The sequence below is a fragment of the Polymorphospora sp. NPDC050346 genome, from assembly GCF_040655695.1.
GTDB lineage: Bacteria > Actinomycetota > Actinomycetes > Mycobacteriales > Micromonosporaceae > Polymorphospora > Polymorphospora lycopeni.
The window spans coordinates 49,301-66,865 of record NZ_JBFAKM010000007.1; the positions used below are offsets into that span (position 1 = coordinate 49,301).

Here is a 17,565-nt window from a genome sequence, read left to right on the forward strand (position 1 = left end):
GGGCGGGACGGCCGCGTGGGTATAGACAATCCGAGGAGGCCGCTGGTGTACGTGATAGGCACCGCGGCCTCCTCGTCCCATAAGGTGGGCGGCGGCACCCTCCGGTGCCACCGCGCGGCGGGCTTGCCCCGCGCATGAGAGGCGGGTCGGATGACGCAGACCGTGAATGAGCAGACCGCTGTGCAGGACGATCCCACCGCACCACCCCCCGGCCGGTCCCGACGGGTCGTCCTGAAGTTGTCCGGCGAGGTCTTCGGCGGCGGGGAGGTCGGCGTCGCCCCCGACGTCGTACAGGCCGTCGCCCGGCAGATCGCCACCGTCGTCCGGCGCGGGGTGCAGGTCTCCGTGGTGATCGGCGGCGGCAACTTCTTCCGCGGCGCGGAGTTGCAGAAGCGCGGCATGGACCGCGCCCGGGCCGACTACATGGGCATGCTCGGCACCGTCATGAACTGCCTCGCGCTGCAGGACTTTCTCGAGAAGGAGGGCATCGAGACGCGGGTACAGACCGCGATCACGATGGCCCAGGTCGCCGAGCCCTACATCCCGCTGCGGGCGATCCGTCACCTGGAGAAGGGCCGTGTGGTCATCTTCGGTGCCGGCGCCGGAATGCCCTACTTCTCTACCGACACGGTCGCCGCCCAACGGGCGCTGGAGATCCGTGCCGACGTGGTGCTGATGAGCAAGAACGGTGTGGACGCCGTCTACACCGCCGACCCGCGCACCGATCCCGATGCCCGCCGGCTCGACACCGTCACGTTCGCCGAGGCGCTGAGCCGCGGCCTGCGGGTCGCCGACGCCGCGGCGTTCAGCCTCTGCATGGACAACGGCCTGCCGATGCTGGTGTTCGGCGCGGAGGGCGAGGACACCATCATCCGGGCGGTCGGTGGCGAGCGGATCGGGACCCTGATCACGGCCTAGGCCGTCCGACGACCTACGAGCAAGAGAAGGAGGCGACGGAGCAGGTGATCGACGACACGCTCCTCGAGGCCGAAGAGAAGATGGACCGCGCGGTCGAACACGCCAAAGAGGAGTTCGGCGCGATCCGGACGGGGCGGGCCAGCCCGGCGATGTTCTCCAAGGTCATCATCGACTACTACGGCACCCCCACGCCGCTGACCCAGATGGCGTCGGTGGGTGTGCCCGAGCCCCGGATGGCCATCATCAAGCCGTACGACGCCTCGCAACTCCAGGCGATGGAGAAGGCGATCCGCGACTCCGACCTGGGGGTCAACCCCAACAACGAGGGCAACCAGCTCCGGATCCTGCTGCCGCAGATGACCGAAGAGCGGCGCCGCGACATGATCAAGGTGGCCCGCAACAAGGGCGAGGAAGCCAAGGTCGCGATCCGCAACGTGCGGCGCAAGGCGAAGGAAGAGCTGGACCGCATCGTCAAGGACGGCGAGGCCGGCGAGGACGATGGACGCCGTGCCGAGAAGGAACTCGACGACCTCACCCACCGCTACGTGACACACATCGACGAGCTGGTCAAGCACAAGGAAACCGAGCTGCTCGAGGTCTGATGTCCTACCTCGACCCTCATCCCGGATCGGGCACCGACGCACATCGGGCGCGGCACACCGGTGCCGCGCCCGATCCCTACGCCCGGCACTCGCACCCCGACGCCAACCCGTCGCCCAGCCCCGACGACTGGCCGCCGCGTAACGGCAACGGGTACGCCGTACCGGGTCGGCCGCCCGGTGGGCATGGCGGGTACACGAACGGTGCCGTCCCCGCGTACCCGCCGGGTGCCGGTGACGATCCCGAGCCGGTGGTGGACGAGCAGACGGCCGCCTACCCGGTGGTGGACGCGGGCGCGCAGACGGCCGCCTACCCGATGGTGCAGCCGCCGGAACCGTCGGAACCGCCGCGTCGGCGGCAGCCGGGGAAGCGCCGGGCCGGCCGCCCGGGTACGGCCGCCGGGCCGAAACCGCCGAGCCGGGCCGGCCGCAACCTGCCCGCCGCGATCGGGGTCGGCGTCACCCTCGGCGCGGTGCTCGTCGGCACCCTGTTCGCCTACCGGCCGGCGTTCCTGGTCGTGATCGCGCTGGCGTTCAGCGTCGGAATCTGGGAGATGACCCGCGCGGTACGCGCCGTCGACGCCCGTCCACCGATGGTTCCGCTGCTCGCCGGCGGCGTACTCATGACCGGTCTGGCCTGGCAGGTCGGTCCGGACGGGCTTCTTCTCGGGCTCGTGGTCACGGTGCTCGCCGCCCTCGTGTGGCGGATCGGCGACGGGTGGGCCGGCTACCGGCGTGACCTGACCGCCTCCGTGCTCATCGCGGTCTACGTGCCGTTCCTCGGCGGGTTCGCCGCGCTGATGGCCGCGATGCCGGACGGTGACTGGCGGATCTTCGTCATTCTCGCGGCCGTGGTCCTGTCCGACACCGGCGGTTACGCCGTCGGTGTCCTCCTCGGCCGGCATCCGATGGCCCCGTCGATCAGCCCGAAGAAGTCCTGGGAGGGGTTCGGCGGCTCGGTGACCGCCGCGGCCGTCGGCAGCGCTCTGCTGCTCTACTTCCTGCTCGATGTAGCGCCCTGGTGGGGAGCGGTCTTCGGGGTGGCGGTCTCGGTGGCCGCGGTCCTCGGCGACCTGGCCGAGTCGATGATCAAACGCGATCTCAACATAAAGGACATGAGTAACCTACTGCCCGGGCACGGCGGCCTGATGGACCGGCTCGACTCGGTCCTCTTCGCGGTGCCGACCGCCTACTTCCTCCTGACGCTGTTCGCCCCACCCGGCTGAGGGATGGTGCACGTTTGGGGGTCCTCGGGGCCGGGCGGTCCGGCCGGCGCGTGGGACACTGGACAGGCCATGAATAGCCTGCCAGTGATCCCGATCAGCCCCACCGGCACTGCCGGCACGACCAGCCCCGCCGGTTCCGCCGGCGTGGCCGACCCGGCCGGCCCCGGCGGCACGCCCGGCCCGGCTCCCGGAGCCGCCCGGCGGGCCTCGATGCCGCCCCGGCACCTCGCCGACCTCGACCTCGCCGGCCGGCGGGCCCTCGTCACCGAACTCGGCGAGCCCGCCTTCCGGGCCCGGCAGATGTCGACGCACTACTTCGGCCGGCTGGTCCGCGACCCGGCCCTGATGACCGACCTGCCGGCCGCCGCCCGGGACCGGCTGGCGGCGGAGCTGCTGCCCACCCTGCTCACCCCCGTACGCGAGATGGCCTGCGACGACGGGGCCACCCGCAAGGCCCTGTGGCGGCTGCACGACGGAGCGCTCGTGGAGAGCGTGCTCATGGGTTATTCCGACCGGGTCACGGTCTGCATCTCCAGCCAGGCGGGCTGCGGGATGGCGTGCCCGTTCTGCGCCACCGGGCAGGCCGGACTGACCCGTAACCTCTCGACGGCCGAGATCGTCGACCAGGCCGTCTACCTCGCCGGTGTCGCCGCCTCCGGTGTGGTCGCCGGCGCCCCACCCCGGTTGTCGCACGTGGTGTTCATGGGCATGGGGGAGCCGCTGGCCAACTACGCCCGGGTCGTGGCGGCCGTACGCCGGCTCTGTGCACCGGCACCGGAGGGCCTCGGGCTGTCCCAGCGGCACATCACCGTCTCCACCGTCGGGCTGGTCCCGGCGATGCGCCGGCTCGCCGACGAAGACCTCTCGGTCACCCTTGCGCTGTCGCTGCACGCGCCCGATGATGAGCTGCGCGACGAACTCGTGCCGGTCAACCAGCGCTGGAAGGTCGCCGAGGTGCTCGACGCGGCGTGGGCCTACGCCGACCGGACGGGGCGCCGGGTATCGATCGAATACGCGATGATCAAAGAGGTGAACGACCAGCCGTGGCGAGCCGACCTCCTTGGCCGGCTGCTGGCTGGGCGGCTGGCCCACGTGAACCTCATCCCACTCAACCCGACCCCCGGCAGCCGCTGGGACGCCAGCCCCAAGCCGGTGGAGCGGGAGTTCGTCCGCCGCTTGCGCCAGGCGGGCGTCTCGACGACCGTACGCGACACCCGTGGCCAGGAGATCGACGGCGCCTGCGGGCAGCTCGCCGCCGCCGAGGTGGACCGGTGAGCGGGCGGAACGGGCGGACCCACGACCGCTGCCGGCGCGGCGGGTGGGCGTCAGAATGGCACAGTTGGGCGTGCGGGCCAGCCCGGGCCCGCCGGCCGGTTGCCGGGTGACCAGGCGTGACGAGCGAGCGAACCAGGAGACATAGTGGCGAGTCAGGGTCAGCGTTTCCGGCGTAAGGCGCTCCGTCGGGGTTACAAGGTCGACGAGGTGGACACCTTCCTCGACCGGGTCGAGGCGACGCTCGCCGGTGAGCCGGTGGGCTCGCCGGTCGCCTCGCAGGAGGTCCACGACGTGGTCTTCCGGGTCCGGTTCGGCGGCTACGACGAGTGGCAGGTGGACCTGCACCTCGACCGGGTGGAGCGGCAGCTCGCCGAGTTCGAGGAGCGCGGCGGCCCGGCCCACGCGCCGGAGCCCCGCGCCGTCGAGCGATTCGACCGCGGTGGCCCGCCCGACCGTAAGGCCCCCGACCGGATGGGGCCGCCGGACCGGATGGGTCCGCCGGACCGTCTCGGCCCGCCCGACCGTCTCGGCCCGCCCGACCGGATGGGGCCGCCGGACCGGATGGGTCCGCCCGGACGCGACGACCGGATGCCTCCGGTCGGTTCCGCCCCGCCACCCCGTGCGATGCCGGCACCGGCCGGCCCGCCGCCCGGCGACCCCTACGGCCGCTACGACGAGCCCACCGGGTCGTTCGGCGGTGGCTATGACGGCCCCCGCGGCTACGACGGCCCGCCCGGCCCGGCCGGTCCTCCGCCGGGTGCCGGCCCGCGCCGGTTCGACGAGCCCGACGACCGGTTCGACGGTTTCGAGCCCGGCCGGCACGGCCGCATGGACATGACCGCCGAGATCCGGATGCCCGACCGCGACCCGCGCGCCGCCGGCCCGCGTACCGGACCGGCCGGCCCGCCGCCGGACCGGCCTCCCTACGATCGCCCACCGGTGGCCCGCGCGCCGTTCGACGGCCCGCCGGTCGACCGCCCGCCGCTGGACCGGCCGCCCTACGACCGGCCCCAGTTCGACGGTCCGCCGCCGCTGGACCGGCCCCAGTTCGACGGACCGCCACCGCTGGACCGGCCACCGTTCGGCGGGCCGCCACCCGCCGGCGGCGACGCGCAGCGGGTCGACGAGATCCGGCGTACCTTCCAGGTTCGCCGCTTCGGCAGCGGATACGACCCGGTGCAGGTCGACCGGCTCTTCGACGGGATCCTCATGGCGATGTCGGGCCGTGGCCCGATGCCGGTCGACCCGGCCGCCCTGGACAACACCCGGTTCGAGTTGGTGCCGGGCGGCTACTTCGAGGCCGAGGTCGAGGCGGCGCTCAAGGAGGTCCAGGACATCCTGCGCCGGCACTGAGCCGCACGCACGAAGGGCCCGTTCCGGTACGTACCGGAACGGGCCCTGTGTGTTTCCGGGGCCGGTCTGGTGCCGCGACCCGGCACGGGCCGACGGCTGGTGCCGCGAGGGTGGTCGCGGCGCGGAGCGGCCGGTGTCAGTTACGCAGGCCGTTGCGGCGCAGCACGATGTCGCCGACGACGATGAGCAGCAGCAGCGCGGCGAGGCCGACCAGCCAGATGTCCTCGACGCGGCCCTCGTGGTTACCGATGACCATCGACAGCAGCAGCAGTGCGGACACCACCGCACCGATCTGGCCCGCCTTGCGGTGGCCCGGCTTGCGCTGGTCGGGTGAGGTTACCGGCTCGCTTCCCGCCACGGTGAGGTCCTTTCCCAGGTGATGCGATCTGGGTAAGAGTCTGGCACGGGCCACCCGGCCCGCCGCCAGTGGGCCGTACGACCCGTTCGGTGGCGTCGGCGAACCGCGGCACCGCCGGCTCCGGTAGCGTTTTGCCGTACACCTTGATGGTCTTGATCTAGGAGGTCTGTGCGGTGCGAGTGACCGGTACGGGGCACGCCAGCATGCGGATCGACACGGCCGCGGGCAGCATCCTGTGCGACCCGTGGGTCAACCCGGCCTACTTCGCCTCCTGGTTTCCCTTCCCGGACAACTCCCAACTCGACTGGGAGACGCTCGGCGACGTCGACTACCTCTACGTGTCGCACCTGCACCGTGACCACTTCGACGAGGCGCACCTGCGCCGCTTCATCTCGAAGAAGGCGACGGTGCTGCTGCCGGAGTATCCGACCTCGGAACTCGAAGACGAGTTGCGCGAGGTGGGTTTCACCCGGTTCATCCGGACCAAGACCAACGAGGTGACCGAACTCGACGGCGGCCTCAAGGTGCTTATCCAGGCGCTGACGTCGCCCACCGACGGTCCCATCGGAGACTCGTCGCTGTGGGTCGAGTACGACGGCGTCCGGCTGCTCAACCAGAACGACGCCCGACCGACCGACCTGACCATGTTCGCCGAACTCGGACATGTGCACGCGCACCTGCTCCAGTTCTCCGGCGCTATCTGGTACCCGATGGTCTACGAGCTGCCCAACGCGGCCAAGACCGCGTTCGGCAAGCAGAAGCGGGAGCGGCAGTACGACCGCACCTGGCGCTACATCGACGACCTGAAGGCGTCGCACGTCTTCCCGATCGCCGGTCCGCCGTGCTTCCTCGACGACGAGTTGTGGCAGTTCAACGACATCCACGGCGACGAGGGCAACATCTTCCCCGACCAGTCCGACTTCCTGCGCGAATACGCCAAGGTCGGCGGCAGCAACGCGATCGTGCTGCTGCCCGGCACGGTCACCGAGCTGACCGCCGACGGTGGGGCGCGCACCGAGCACCCGGTGGCGGACCTCGACGAGTTCTTCGCCAACAAGGAACAGCACCTGCGCGAATACCAGGAGCGGCAGCGGCCGGTGATCGAGGCGGCGAAGCAGTCCTGGCGGCACCCCGAGGTCGACGTGCTCAAGGAGATGAAGCGGCGGATCGAGCCGCTGCTCGAGGAGTCGGTCTACCTCGCCAAGGGCGTCGGTGGCCCGGTCCGGTTCGACCTGGTCGGCTACGACGGCGAGTCGATCGAGTCGGTCGTCGTGGACTTCCCGGGCAAGCAGGTTCGCCCGTACGCCGACGAGAAGGTCCGCTACCGCTTCCGCACCGAGCGCGCCCTGATCGAGCAACTGCTGCACTCCGGTGAGGTCGACTGGGTCAACTCGCTGTTCCTGTCCTGCCGGTTCTCCGCCGCCCGGATCGGGCAGTACAACGAGTTCGTCTACGCGTTCTTCAAGTGCCTGTCGGAGGAGCGCCTCCAGTACGCCGAGGGCTGGTATGCCGAGCAGAAGCCGGACGCCGAGGACATCAAGCTGGGCGACTGGATCGTGCAGCGTCGCTGCCCGCACCTGAAGGCGGACCTGACCCGGTTCGGGATCGTGGAGGGCAACCAGTTGACCTGCCAGCTCCACGGCTGGCGGTTCGACCTGCCCAGCGGGCGCTGTCTGACCAGCGTCGGCCACGAGGTCCGGGCCCGCCGTGCCGGGACGCCGGCACCCGCCGAGGCCGAACCGGCTCCCGCCGACCCGGCGGCCGGCTGAGTCGTCACCGCGTCCGTCTTTTGACGGCGGGTGCCGTGCGCGGCAGCCGGCGCGACCGCGTGGAGCGGAACCGCGCGCCGGCCGGCATGTGACCAGGTGGAGAGAACGAAACGGAGAGAGTGGCCGTCCGGTGCGGGGAGGCCACTCTCTCCGGCTTCGCGCGAGTTCGGGGTCGGCCTGAACTCGGCGCTTTTGCCCATTCAACGCAGTGTGTCCGGAGTTGCGGGCACTAACAGGGGTTTGTCAACCGGTTGGCCGCCAGGTCGGGCCGATTTCCGGTCCGACCTGGGGTGATCAGGGATCTTCGGTAGCGACACGCCCGAGACTCGCCCGCTGCCGTGCGCTCAGGTGGCCAGCGTGCGCTCAGGTGGCCAGGTCGGCGAGGATCCGCTTCGCCGCGTTGTGGCCGGCCGCTCCGATGACGCTGCCGGCCGGATGGCAGCCGGCGCTGCCGGCGTAGAGGCCGTCCAACCCGGTCGCGTAAGGCATCCGGTCGGTGAACGACACCGTGTTGTCGACGTGGTGGATGTGCCCGCCGGTGATGCCGAAGTGCTCCTCGATGCCGGGCGGCGTCAGCGGCATCATGTCGGCGACCAGTTCACCGGTGCCGGGGGCGTAGCGTTCACAGACCGCGAGCAGCTTGTCCACGTAGGACGGCAAGGCGTCGGCCCAGGTCCCGTCGGCAAGCTCGTACGGCACCGACTGCACGAACAGCGCCGACGAGTGGTGGCCGGCGGGGTCCTGCAACGAGGGGTCGACCGTGGTGTGCAGGTACCACTCCATCGTCGGCTCCTCGGGCAGGCGGCCGGCCTGCACGTCGGCCCACATGGCGCGCAGCGCCGCCATCGGCGACTCGCCCGCCCCGTCACCGACCAGCGACGCCGAACCGGGCAGCAGGTGGATCGTCGAGCCGAACGGGCTGGGCGCGTCGTCCGGCAGGCAGGCGAAGCGCGGCAGCCCGGAGAGCGCCAGATTGATCTTCAGCGTGCTGCCCGGTCGCCGGGCCGCCGCCATCCGGGCGGTCAGCTCGGCCGGCAGCGCGTTGTCGGGCACCAGGTCGATCAGCCGGTAGGGATCGCAGGCGCCGAGCACCACCCGCGCACTGACCGTACGGCCGTCGGCCAGCACCACACCGCTGGCCGCGCCGCCATCGACGGTGACCGACCTGACCGGCGTGCCGGTGAAGATCTGTGCCCCGGCGGCACGGGCCGCGTCGGCGAAGGTGCGCGACACCGTGCCCATCCCGCCCCGGGCGATCATCCACGTGCCGTCGGCCCCCGGCAGCCGGCACATGTTGTGCACCAGGAAGTTGTGCCCGGTGCCGGGATCGTCGGGACCGGCGTTGAGGCCGGAGAGGCCATCCGTCACCGCGTACATGGCGACCAGCAGTTCGGACCGGAACTCGAACCGGGCCAGGTAGTCGGCGACCGAGCCGCGTACGAGGTCGACGAAGACCTGCCGCAGCGCCGGCCGGACGTATCGCTGCGCGGTCTCCTCGACGGCGGACGGCTCGGCCAGCCAGGCCGGCGCGAGGTCCTCGCGCAGGGCCGCCAACTCGGCCTGCATCGCGTCGTCGGCGGCGATGTCGGCGGGCGAGAAGAAGGCCGCCATCTGCTCGCGGGTCGCCGCCCGGTCGGATCCGAACAGCAGGTAGGGCGAGCCGGCGCCGCCCGGCGTCGGCAGGAAATAGTGCGGATCGCGGCGCAGGACCGGGATCTCGACACCGAGTTCGGTGATCAGCTCCGGCGGCATGAGGCCGAGCAGGTAGGAACCGGTGGAGTGGCCGAGGCCGGGGACCTTGGCGAACGGCCGCTCGGTGCGGGCGGCTCCACCGACGACCTGCGCGGCCTCCAGCACCACCACGTCGAGGCCGGCGCGGGCCAGCAGGACGGCGGAGACCAGACCGTTGTGGCCGGCGCCGACGACGACCACGTCGGCACGGGAGGGCAGTTGGGCGCTCGACCGCTCATTCATGCCCGGCAGCGTAACGGCGCGGGCCGTCTCACTGCGATGCCCGGCTATGCGATCAAGGGATCTTCGTGGGGGAGCGGAGCTGATCGGCCAGGCTGGCCAGTTCGGCCTCGAAGAGGGGTTCGGGATCGGTGACGGCCCACCCCAGGTGACCGAGCACCTCCATCGCGACCAGGCCGTAGAGGCGGGTCCAGGCGGCGAGGAACAGGTATGCGACCTCCGCCGGCACCTCGCCGTGCCGGCTGCGCAGCGGCGCGAGCGACCGCTCCAGCGCCTCTCCGGCCGGCGCGCCGAACGGGGCGCGTTCCCACAGCACCGTCAGCTGCCGCAGGAACGTGGCGCCGAGCCGGGCGCCCGGGTGCCCGGCGTCGGCGCAGGCCGCCTCGGACGCTCCGGTCCCACCGGCGGGTTGGCCCATGATCAGCGTGAACTCGTCCGGGTGGGTCACCGCCCAGCGCCGGAACGCCCGGGCCATGTCCAGCAGTTGCGCGAGCGGGTCCGCCCCGGCGGCGTCCCGGGCGGCCTCGACGGTCGTACGCACCTCGTCGTACAGGTCGCCGGCGAGGGCGGCGGTGAGCGCGTCGAGGCTGGGGAAGTAGCGGTAGATCGCCGGGGCGGTCATGCCCATGTCGCGGGCGATGGCCCGCAGCGAGATCGCCGGTGGCCCGCCGGCCCTCAGCAGTCGGCGCGCTCCTTCCTTGATCTCGGTGACGGTCGCCGTACGAAGGCGTTCGCGTCGCGTCGGTGTCGTCGCCAACCGTCACCTCCTCGTCGCCACGGGTCGCGTCGCCGGATGAACGCTGTTCACTGCGCTAACCGGCTCTAACAGACTATCCGTTCCCGGTCCCGGCTCCGGCCGGCCGGAACCGCCGGCGCGGTGGGGCGGTCGGCGCCACCGGTGGCCCGCCGGGCCCGCCAGGCGCTGCCCGCCAGCGTCGCCGAGTAGCCGGTGAGCACGATCACGTGGAAGAGGTACAGCCACAGCAGCACCGCGACGACCGCGCCGATCCCGTCGCTGCCGCCGAACGGTATGCCGAGGTCCAGCGGCAGCGAGCAGAAGAGGACGAACCCGTGCAGGAAGCCGGACAGGTTGGCCGCGGTGAACGAGCCGACGACGGCGGTCGACGCCCAGTCCGGCCGGGCCGGCCCGACCACCCGGAACACCCAGACCAGCACCGGCGTCAGCCCCAGCCAGACGGCGAGGAAGGACAGCACCACCCCGAGTACGCCGGCCCAGCCGCCCTCGCCGACCAGCCCGGTCGTCAGCGGCAGCGTCAGCAGCACCGACAACAGCAGTGCCGGCGCGGCGGCCAGGACCGGCAACAGCAGCAACCGGCCACGCCAGCCGATCAGCCGCCCGACCGGTGGCGCCGGGCGGGCGACGGACCCGAACGCCCGGCGCAGCCCTTCGCCGTACAGCGACGCCGGCAGGAGGGCGGCCAGCGCGAACAGGGGAGTCAGCCCCAGCCCGGCGTCGATCAGCGCGGCGGCGGCCCGGTCGGCGCCGATCTGGTCGGGCAGGGTCTCGATCGCGTGACCGGCCAGCCGTCGTACCCGGTCGGCGCCGGCGACCAGGCCGGTCGCCCAGACCGCCAGCAGGGCCACCGGCACCACCGCCACCGCGCCGTAGAACGTGATCGCCGCCGCGTGCAGCGCCAGGTCCCGGCCCCGGACCGGCCGCAACGCCGCGCGGGCCAACCGGCGCGGCCACCTCCAGCCGGATTCCATCACTCCTTCATTCCCCGACCCGGCCGTCCGCACGCCCGTACGCTGGCCGGCCCTTGATCGAGGGCGGCTCCCCACCGGCTCCCAATCCCGCTCGGCCACAATGGGCGGCGTGAGTTCACCCCGCGACATCGTCCTGCTCGGCTCGACCGGCTCGGTCGGCACGCAGGCCATCGACATCGTCCGCCACGCACCCGACCGGTTCCGGGTCGTCGGGCTCGGCGCGGGCGGCGGCAACGTCACCCTGCTCGCCGCCCAGGCGCTGGAACTCGGCGTCGAGGTGGTGGGCGTTGCCAAGGCGTCCGCCGCCCAGGACCTGCAGTTGGCGTTCTACGCCGAGGCGGCCCGGCGCGACTACCCCGCCGGCGGCTTCAAGATCCCGAAGATCGTGGCCGGCCCGTCGGCGATGACCGATTTGGCCGAGCTGCCGGCCGACATCGTCCTCAACGCGGTCGTCGGCTCGCTCGGGCTCGCGCCGACCCTGGCGGCCCTGCGCGCCGGGCGGACCCTCGCCCTGGCCAACAAGGAGTCGCTGGTCGCCGGCGGCCCGCTCGTGAAGGCCGCGCTGGCCCGCCCCGGGCAGATCGTGCCGGTCGACTCCGAGCACTCGGCCCTGGCGCAGTGCCTGCGCGGCGGCTCCCGCGAAGAGGTACGCCGGCTGGTGCTGACCGCGAGCGGCGGCCCGTTCCGCGGGCGGCACCGCGAGGAGCTGACCGGGGTCACCGTCGAGCAGGCGATGGCCCACCCGACCTGGAACATGGGGCAGGTCGTCACGATCAACTCGGCGACCATGGTCAACAAGGCGTTGGAGGTCGTCGAGGCACACGAGCTCTACGACGTGCCGTACGCCGACATCGAGGTGATGATCCACCCACAGTCGGTGATCCACTCCATGGTCGAGTTCGTCGACGGCTCCACCCTGGCCCAGGCCAGTCCGCCGGACATGAAACTGCCGATCGCGCTGGCCCTGGGCTGGCCGGACCGGGTGCCGGGAGCGGCCGCCGCCGTCGACTGGACCGCCGCGCACACCTGGGAATTCGCCCCGCTCGACGACGAGGCGTTCCCGGCCGTACGGCTGGCGAAGGCGGCGGGTGAGGCCGGCCGCTGCCGCCCGGCGATCTACAACGCCGCCAACGAGGAGTGCGTGGCCGCGTTCGTCGCCGGTCGGCTACCGTTCCTCGGCATCGTCGACACACTCGAGCGGGTGCTCGGGGCGGCCCCCGATTTCGCCGAACCGGGTACCGTCGAGGACGTGCTCGCCGCGGAGACCTGGGCACGGGCGCAGGCGCGGCAAATCATCGGGGCGTCTGCGGAGGGAGCTTGATGGCGTACCTGCTCGGGGTTGTGCTGTTTGCCCTGGCCATCCTTGTCTCGGTGAGTTTGCACGAGGCCGGGCACATGCTCACCGCCAAGAAGTTCGGCATGAAGGTCAGCCGCTACTTCGTGGGCTTCGGCCCCACCATCTTCTCGTTCCGGCGCGGTGAGACCGAGTACGGACTCAAGGCCATCCCGCTCGGCGGATTCTGCAAGATCGTTGGAATGACCCCGCAGGACGACGACGTCGAGCCGGGCGACGAGCACCGCGTGATGTGGCGCTACCCGGTCTGGAAGCGCACCATCGTGATGGGCGCCGGCTCGGCGACGCACTTCATGCTGGCGATCGTCGCGCTGTGGCTGGCCGCCATGTTCATGGGGCTGCCCAACAAGGCCCTCGCCGGTCCGCTTCCCGCCCACGTGAAGATCACTGACTGTGTCGTCGTGGCCAACGAGTCGCGCGAGTGCCTGCCGAGCGATCCGGCGGGCCCGGCCCGCCAGGCCGGCCTCCAGGACGACGACAAGATCACCTCGATCAACGGCACCCCGGTCGCCACCTACACCGACCTGGTCAACGTCGTCCGCGGACTGCCGCCGGGGCAGGCCACCATCGGCTACGAGCGCGCCGGCGTGCCGGGCGAGGTGACCGCCGACCTCGCGGCCGTGCAGCGCACCCCGCTGGACAACCCCGAGGGTGCCGCCGTCACCGTCTCCGCGCTGGGTGTCGCCGGCCCGGTGCCGCCCCCCGGGGTTCCGCTGATGGTCACGTACGGTCCGATCGAGGCGATCGGGGCCACCGCCGAATACACCGGCGACATGGCGGTCGGCACCGTCCGGGCGATGCAGCGCATCCCGGAGAAGGTCCCGGCGCTGTGGGCGGCGATCACCGGCGACCAGCGTGACCAGGACACCCCGATCAGCGTCGTCGGCGCCAGCCGGCTCGGCGGCGAGGCGGTCGAGAACGACGCGTGGGAGATCTTCGTCCTGCTCTTCATCTCGCTGAACTTCTTCGTCGGTGTCTTCAACCTGCTGCCCCTGCTGCCGCTCGACGGCGGGCACATCGCGATCGCCTGGTTCGAGCGGGCCCGCTCGTGGCTCTTCGCGCGGCTCGGCAAGCCGGATCCGGGGCGGGTCGACTACTTCAAACTCATGCCAGTCACATACGTGGTGATCCTCGTCGGTGGTGCCTTCACGCTGCTGACCGTCACCGCCGACGTGATAAATCCGATCACGCTCTTCTCAAGGTGAGTACCCAGTGACCGCAGTCAGCCTCGGCATGCCCGCCGTACCGCCCCCGCCGCTCGCCCCGCGCCGACACAGCCGCCAGATCATGGTCGGCCAGGTGCCGGTCGGAGGCGGCGCCCCGGTGTCGGTCCAGTCGATGACCACCACGCTCACCGCCGACGTCAACTCCACCCTCCAGCAGATCGCCGAGCTGACGGCGTCCGGCTGTCAGATCGTCCGGGTCGCCGTGCCGTCGCAGGACGATGTCGAGGCGCTGCCGGCCATCGCGAAGAAGTCGCAGATCCCGGTGATCGCCGACATCCACTTCCAGCCGAAGTACGTCTTCGCCGCGATCGACGCCGGCTGCGCGGCGGTACGCGTCAATCCCGGCAACATCCGGCAGTTCGACGACAAGGTCAAGGAGATCGCCGCGGCGGCCTCGGCGGCCGGCATCCCGATCCGGATCGGGGTCAACGCCGGCTCGCTGGACAAGCGTCTGCTCGCCAAGCACGGCAAGGCCACCGCCGAGGCGTTGGTCGAGTCGGCGCTGTGGGAGTGTTCGCTCTTCGAGGAGCACGGCTTCCGTGACATCAAGATCTCCGTCAAGCACAACGACCCAGTGGTGATGGTGCGGGCCTACCGGCAGCTCGCCGAGCAGTGCGACTACCCGCTGCACCTGGGCGTCACCGAGGCCGGGCCGGCGTTCCAGGGCACGATCAAGTCGGCGGTGGCGTTCGGCGCACTGCTGGCCGAGGGGATCGGGGACACGATCCGGGTGTCGCTGTCCGCCCCGCCGGTCGAGGAGATCAAGGTCGGCAACGCCATCCTGGAGTCGCTCGGGCTGCGCGAGCGGGGTCTGGAGATCGTCTCCTGCCCGTCCTGCGGCCGGGCCCAGGTCGACGTCTACACCCTGGCCGAGCAGGTCACCGCCGCCCTCGAGGGGCTGCCGGTGCCGCTGCGGGTGGCGGTCATGGGCTGTGTCGTCAACGGCCCGGGGGAGGCCCGGGAGGCCGACCTCGGGGTGGCCTCCGGCAACGGCAAGGGCCAGATCTTCGTCAAGGGCCAGGTCATCAAGACCGTGCCGGAGTCGCAGATCGTGGAGACCCTGGTCGAGGAGGCGATCCGGCTCGCCGACGAGATGGGCGCCGAGCTTCCCGAAGAACTGCGTGACCTGGTCAGCGCCCCGTCCGTGACGGTCCACTGACCCACGCCGGATCCGCCGACGGCCCGCCACCATTGGTGGCGGGCCGTTCCGCTGTCCGGGCCGGTCACCGTGCCGGCAGCCGCCGCCACCGCCACCCATGGCCGATGGCCGGCAGCCGCCGCCACGCCATGGCCGATGGTCGGCAGCCGACACCGCCGCGGGCGATGGTCGGCCGCCGCGGCTGCGAGATCCCGGTGATCAGGGGCTGGTGACCGCGGCACGCCGACGACACACCCGACCTAGTCCCTGATCACCGCGATCAGGGCGGCGAGGAACCCGGAAGCCGTGCTCACTTCTCCTCGGCGAGGATCGCGTAGAGCTTGCGCCGGGTCTCGTCGAGCACCTGGGCCGCGCGGGCCCGCTGGTCGTCGGTGCCGGTCGTCATCACCTGCCGCAGCGCCTGCATCGCCTGCATGCTGGCGTCGCGGATGTCCTGCCAGCTACCGACGCTCTCCTCGAACTCCGCCCACGGCGGAGCCTCGGCCGCCGTGGCCGCTTCCTCCCGTCCGGCCTCGGTGAGCGCGAACCGCTTGCGCCCGCCGCCGGACTCCTCGGTGCTGGCGACGATCAGGCCCTCGTCCTCCAGCAGTTGCAGCGTCGGATAGATCGACCCGGGGCTCGGGCGCCATGCCCCGCCGGTGCGCTGGTCGAGTTCCTGGATCATCTCGTAACCGTGCATGGGCCGCTCGGTGAGCAGGGCGAGCACGGCGCTGCGGACGTTGGGCCGCCGGCCCCGCCCACGCCCCCGGCCGTGACCGTGTCCTGGACCGAAGCCCGGTCCCGCGCCGAAGCCGGCGCCGAACCCGGGGCCGAAGCCGCCGGGCGGGAACGGCCGGAAGCCCCGCATCCGGCCCTCGTGGGTCGCGTGGAAATCGCGTCGGAATCCCATTTCAGTCTCCCCTCAGACTGTCGTTGATGACTCGACGATATATCGGGAAGCTATCGCCGACAAGACGACAGAGACGCCCGTCACGCGAGGTCGAGCTTCTTGATCCCGGTGATCAGGGGATTCGAACCACGACACGCCGGCAACACGCCCGACCTGGTCCCTGATCACCGGGATCGCCGAGGGGGAGTGGGGAGTTGGCGGCTGACCGCACCTGGGCGCCGCGGATCTGGCACGCTGGTAAGCGTGCTCATGGTGCCCGTACGGCAGCTCGGGGAGACCGAGCGCGGTGCGGTCGAGAGGCTCCTCGACCTAGACCCGTTCGCCGCCGCCCAGGTCGCCGAGCGGGTGGCCGCGCACGGCCTTTCCTGGTGGCGGGCCGACGGGCGGATCTTCGGCTACGGCTCGCGCCGCCAGGTGGAGTCGCTGTGCTGGCTCGGCGGTCACCTGACCCCGGTTCTCGCCTCGAAACCGGCGGTCGCCGCCTTCGCCGAGCGGATCGGCTCCGAGGAACGGCTCTGCTCCTCCATCGTCGGCCGGGCCGACGCGGTGCTCGGCCTGTGGGAGCGGCTGGAGAGCCGGTGGGGACCGGCGCGGGACGTACGCCCGAACCAGCCGTTGCTGGCCGCGGAGGGCCCGGCACCGGTGCGCCCCGACCCCGACGTGCGCCTGGCCCGCTCCGACGAGATGGACCTGCTCTTCCCGGCGGCGGTCGCGATGTACACCGAGGAGGTCGGCGCGTCGCCGCTGGCCGACGACGGCGGGCGCGGCTACCGGCGCCGGGTGCTCGACCTGGTACGCGCCAGGCGGGCGTACGTGAAGGTCGTCGACGGTGAGGTGGTCTTCAAGGCGGAGCTGGCGGTCGTGACCCGGCGTACCGCGCAGATCCAGGGGGTCTGGGTCGCTCCGGAGTGGCGGGGGCGGGGGATCGCGACGGCGGCGATGTCGGCGGTGATGCGCGACGCGACGGGCCGGGTCGCCCCGACCGTGAGCCTCTACGTCAACGACTACAACGTGCCGGCCCGCCGGGTGTACGAGCGGTGCGGTTTTCGTTCGGTGGGCACGTTCGCAACCGTCCTCTTCTGACCGGTTTCCCGTCATTTGGGAGAATGGTAGCTATTTTCAGTATGCTGCCAGTCGGGTGATCTCGCTGATGCCTACGCTTCGTAACGATCGTTGCGGGAAACGGGTTACGGTCGGCGAGGTGAGGGGCCGAAATGGGGCGGATCGTCAAGCAGGTCTCCGAGGGCACCACCAAGTACTACTGGTATCCGGGCGACAAGCGGGAGTGGATCCGCGCCGCCGTCGCCCTCGGGCTCGGAGCGCTGGCGTTCGGGCTGCTCCTGCTGCTGGCCCGGGACCTGCTGGCCGCGACCGTCGTCGGTACGTCGGTGGCCGGCGGGGTGGCCGGGGTCAACTTCGGCCGCCGGGACGCCCGTGCCCTGGCCGGCTTCCCCGACCTCGGCGACCGGGCCGCCCGGCGGGCCGCCGTCGGCCACACCGGCCGCGCCGTGTGGCGCGCCCTGGCGCACGGGTTCGGCGGCGCCGCCGCCGCGGTGCTGATCCTCAACCTGCCGCACCGCGGCATCCTCGCCGACTGGATCCTGCCGATCGTGCCCACCGTCGTCGGTGCCCTCGCCCACCAGGGCGGGATGCTCTACGAGCGGCTGGGTACGTCGGCGGCCACCCCCGGCCCGGCCGCCCAGCCGGCACCGAGCCTGGAGGCGGCCAAGTAGGGGACAG

Annotated in this window: 16 protein-coding genes; 11 read left to right on the forward strand and 5 right to left on the reverse strand. The window is 71.8% G+C overall.

Features of this window, described 5'->3' with window-relative positions:
• Positions 1 to 150: 150 nt before the first annotated feature.
• From pyrH to AB0I42_RS09580, 5 genes are all read left to right on the forward strand, one after another.
• Positions 151 to 918 (forward strand): UMP kinase, encoded by a 768-nt coding sequence (gene pyrH / locus AB0I42_RS09560; RefSeq protein ID WP_357535770.1) that lies wholly within the window; start codon positions 151 to 153, stop codon positions 916 to 918.
• A 44-nt stretch (positions 919 to 962) separates the two neighbouring features.
• A complete protein-coding gene (frr, locus tag AB0I42_RS09565; protein ID WP_357535772.1) occupies positions 963 to 1,520 on the forward strand; it encodes a ribosome recycling factor in 558 nt (185 codons plus the stop codon).
• Positions 1,520 to 2,743: a phosphatidate cytidylyltransferase gene (locus tag AB0I42_RS09570; protein WP_357535773.1), complete on the forward strand. Its 1,224-nt coding sequence runs from the start codon at positions 1,520 to 1,522 to the stop codon at positions 2,741 to 2,743. Before frr ends, AB0I42_RS09570 begins: the two co-directional genes overlap by 1 nt.
• 210 nt (positions 2,744 to 2,953) lie before the next feature.
• Positions 2,954 to 4,018 (forward strand): 23S rRNA (adenine(2503)-C(2))-methyltransferase RlmN, encoded by a 1,065-nt coding sequence (gene rlmN, locus AB0I42_RS09575; protein WP_357536050.1) that lies wholly within the window; start codon positions 2,954 to 2,956, stop codon positions 4,016 to 4,018.
• Positions 4,019 to 4,162: 144 nt separating this feature from the next.
• Positions 4,163 to 5,371 (forward strand): DivIVA domain-containing protein, encoded by a 1,209-nt coding sequence (locus AB0I42_RS09580; protein ID WP_357535774.1) that lies wholly within the window; start codon positions 4,163 to 4,165, stop codon positions 5,369 to 5,371.
• Positions 5,372 to 5,507: 136 nt separating this feature from the next.
• On the opposite strand, the gene AB0I42_RS09585 is transcribed toward AB0I42_RS09580, so the two are convergent.
• A complete protein-coding gene (locus tag AB0I42_RS09585) occupies positions 5,508 to 5,729 on the reverse strand; it encodes a DUF2631 domain-containing protein (RefSeq protein WP_357535775.1) in 222 nt (73 codons plus the stop codon).
• Positions 5,730 to 5,902: 173 nt separating this feature from the next.
• Between AB0I42_RS09585 and AB0I42_RS09590 the strand changes: the two genes are divergently transcribed.
• Entirely contained in the window at positions 5,903 to 7,498 is a 1,596-nt protein-coding gene (locus AB0I42_RS09590) for a Rieske 2Fe-2S domain-containing protein (protein ID WP_357535776.1), read from the forward strand.
• 363 nt (positions 7,499 to 7,861) lie between these two features.
• Here AB0I42_RS09590 and AB0I42_RS09595 read toward each other — a convergent pair whose 3' ends face one another.
• From AB0I42_RS09595 to AB0I42_RS09605, 3 genes are all read right to left on the reverse strand, one after another.
• Positions 7,862 to 9,472 (reverse strand): NAD(P)/FAD-dependent oxidoreductase, encoded by a 1,611-nt coding sequence (locus tag AB0I42_RS09595; protein WP_357535778.1) that lies wholly within the window; start codon positions 9,470 to 9,472, stop codon positions 7,862 to 7,864.
• 52 nt (positions 9,473 to 9,524) lie between these two features.
• Positions 9,525 to 10,226, reverse strand: a complete 702-nt coding sequence (locus AB0I42_RS09600) for a TetR/AcrR family transcriptional regulator (protein WP_357535780.1) — start codon at positions 10,224 to 10,226, stop codon at positions 9,525 to 9,527.
• A 65-nt stretch (positions 10,227 to 10,291) separates the two neighbouring features.
• Positions 10,292 to 11,197 carry a YhjD/YihY/BrkB family envelope integrity protein gene (locus tag AB0I42_RS09605; RefSeq protein WP_357535782.1) on the reverse strand — a complete coding sequence of 302 codons (906 nt, stop codon included), beginning with the start codon at positions 11,195 to 11,197 and terminating at the stop codon, positions 10,292 to 10,294.
• A gap of 109 nt (positions 11,198 to 11,306) precedes the next feature.
• On the opposite strand from AB0I42_RS09605, the gene dxr reads away from it, so the two are divergent.
• The 3 genes from dxr to ispG are packed head-to-tail and all read left to right on the forward strand — an operon-like array spanning position 11,307 to position 14,936.
• Positions 11,307 to 12,518, forward strand: coding sequence for a 1-deoxy-D-xylulose-5-phosphate reductoisomerase (dxr, locus tag AB0I42_RS09610; RefSeq protein WP_357535784.1), 1,212 nt, complete (start codon positions 11,307 to 11,309; stop codon positions 12,516 to 12,518).
• Positions 12,518 to 13,756: a site-2 protease family protein gene (locus AB0I42_RS09615; protein WP_357535786.1), complete on the forward strand. Its 1,239-nt coding sequence runs from the start codon at positions 12,518 to 12,520 to the stop codon at positions 13,754 to 13,756. The genes dxr and AB0I42_RS09615 overlap by 1 nt, the downstream gene beginning before the upstream one ends.
• Positions 13,757 to 13,763: 7 nt before the next feature.
• Positions 13,764 to 14,936, forward strand: a complete 1,173-nt coding sequence (gene ispG / locus AB0I42_RS09620) for a flavodoxin-dependent (E)-4-hydroxy-3-methylbut-2-enyl-diphosphate synthase (RefSeq protein WP_357535787.1) — start codon at positions 13,764 to 13,766, stop codon at positions 14,934 to 14,936.
• A gap of 289 nt (positions 14,937 to 15,225) precedes the next feature.
• Here ispG and AB0I42_RS09625 read toward each other — a convergent pair whose 3' ends face one another.
• Positions 15,226 to 15,825, reverse strand: a complete 600-nt coding sequence (locus AB0I42_RS09625) for a PadR family transcriptional regulator (RefSeq protein WP_357535789.1) — start codon at positions 15,823 to 15,825, stop codon at positions 15,226 to 15,228.
• A gap of 243 nt (positions 15,826 to 16,068) precedes the next feature.
• Between AB0I42_RS09625 and AB0I42_RS09630 the strand changes: the two genes are divergently transcribed.
• Both AB0I42_RS09630 and AB0I42_RS09635 read left to right on the forward strand, forming a co-directional pair.
• Positions 16,069 to 16,908: a GNAT family N-acetyltransferase gene (locus tag AB0I42_RS09630; protein WP_357535790.1), complete on the forward strand. Its 840-nt coding sequence runs from the start codon at positions 16,069 to 16,071 to the stop codon at positions 16,906 to 16,908.
• A gap of 131 nt (positions 16,909 to 17,039) precedes the next feature.
• A complete protein-coding gene (locus AB0I42_RS09635) occupies positions 17,040 to 17,558 on the forward strand; it encodes a hypothetical protein (RefSeq protein WP_357535792.1) in 519 nt (172 codons plus the stop codon).
• Positions 17,559 to 17,565: the final 7 nt, after the last annotated feature.

Bases quoted from the DNA above. Each gene is read 5' to 3' on its own strand.
- AB0I42_RS09570 (WP_357535773.1), top strand. From the start codon at position 1,520: ATGTCCTACCTCGACCCTCATCCCGGATCGGGCACCGACGCACATCGG.
- AB0I42_RS09625 (WP_357535789.1), bottom strand. From the start codon at position 15,825: ATGGGATTCCGACGCGATTTCCACGCGACCCACGAGGGCCGGATGCGG.
- pyrH (WP_357535770.1), top strand. From the start codon at position 151: ATGACGCAGACCGTGAATGAGCAGACCGCTGTGCAGGACGATCCCACC.
- rlmN (WP_357536050.1), top strand. From the start codon at position 2,954: ATGCCGCCCCGGCACCTCGCCGACCTCGACCTCGCCGGCCGGCGGGCC.
- AB0I42_RS09595 (WP_357535778.1), bottom strand. From the start codon at position 9,472: ATGAATGAGCGGTCGAGCGCCCAACTGCCCTCCCGTGCCGACGTGGTC.
- AB0I42_RS09605 (WP_357535782.1), bottom strand. From the start codon at position 11,197: ATGGAATCCGGCTGGAGGTGGCCGCGCCGGTTGGCCCGCGCGGCGTTG.
- AB0I42_RS09615 (WP_357535786.1), top strand. From the start codon at position 12,518: ATGGCGTACCTGCTCGGGGTTGTGCTGTTTGCCCTGGCCATCCTTGTC.
- AB0I42_RS09635 (WP_357535792.1), top strand. From the start codon at position 17,040: ATGGGGCGGATCGTCAAGCAGGTCTCCGAGGGCACCACCAAGTACTAC.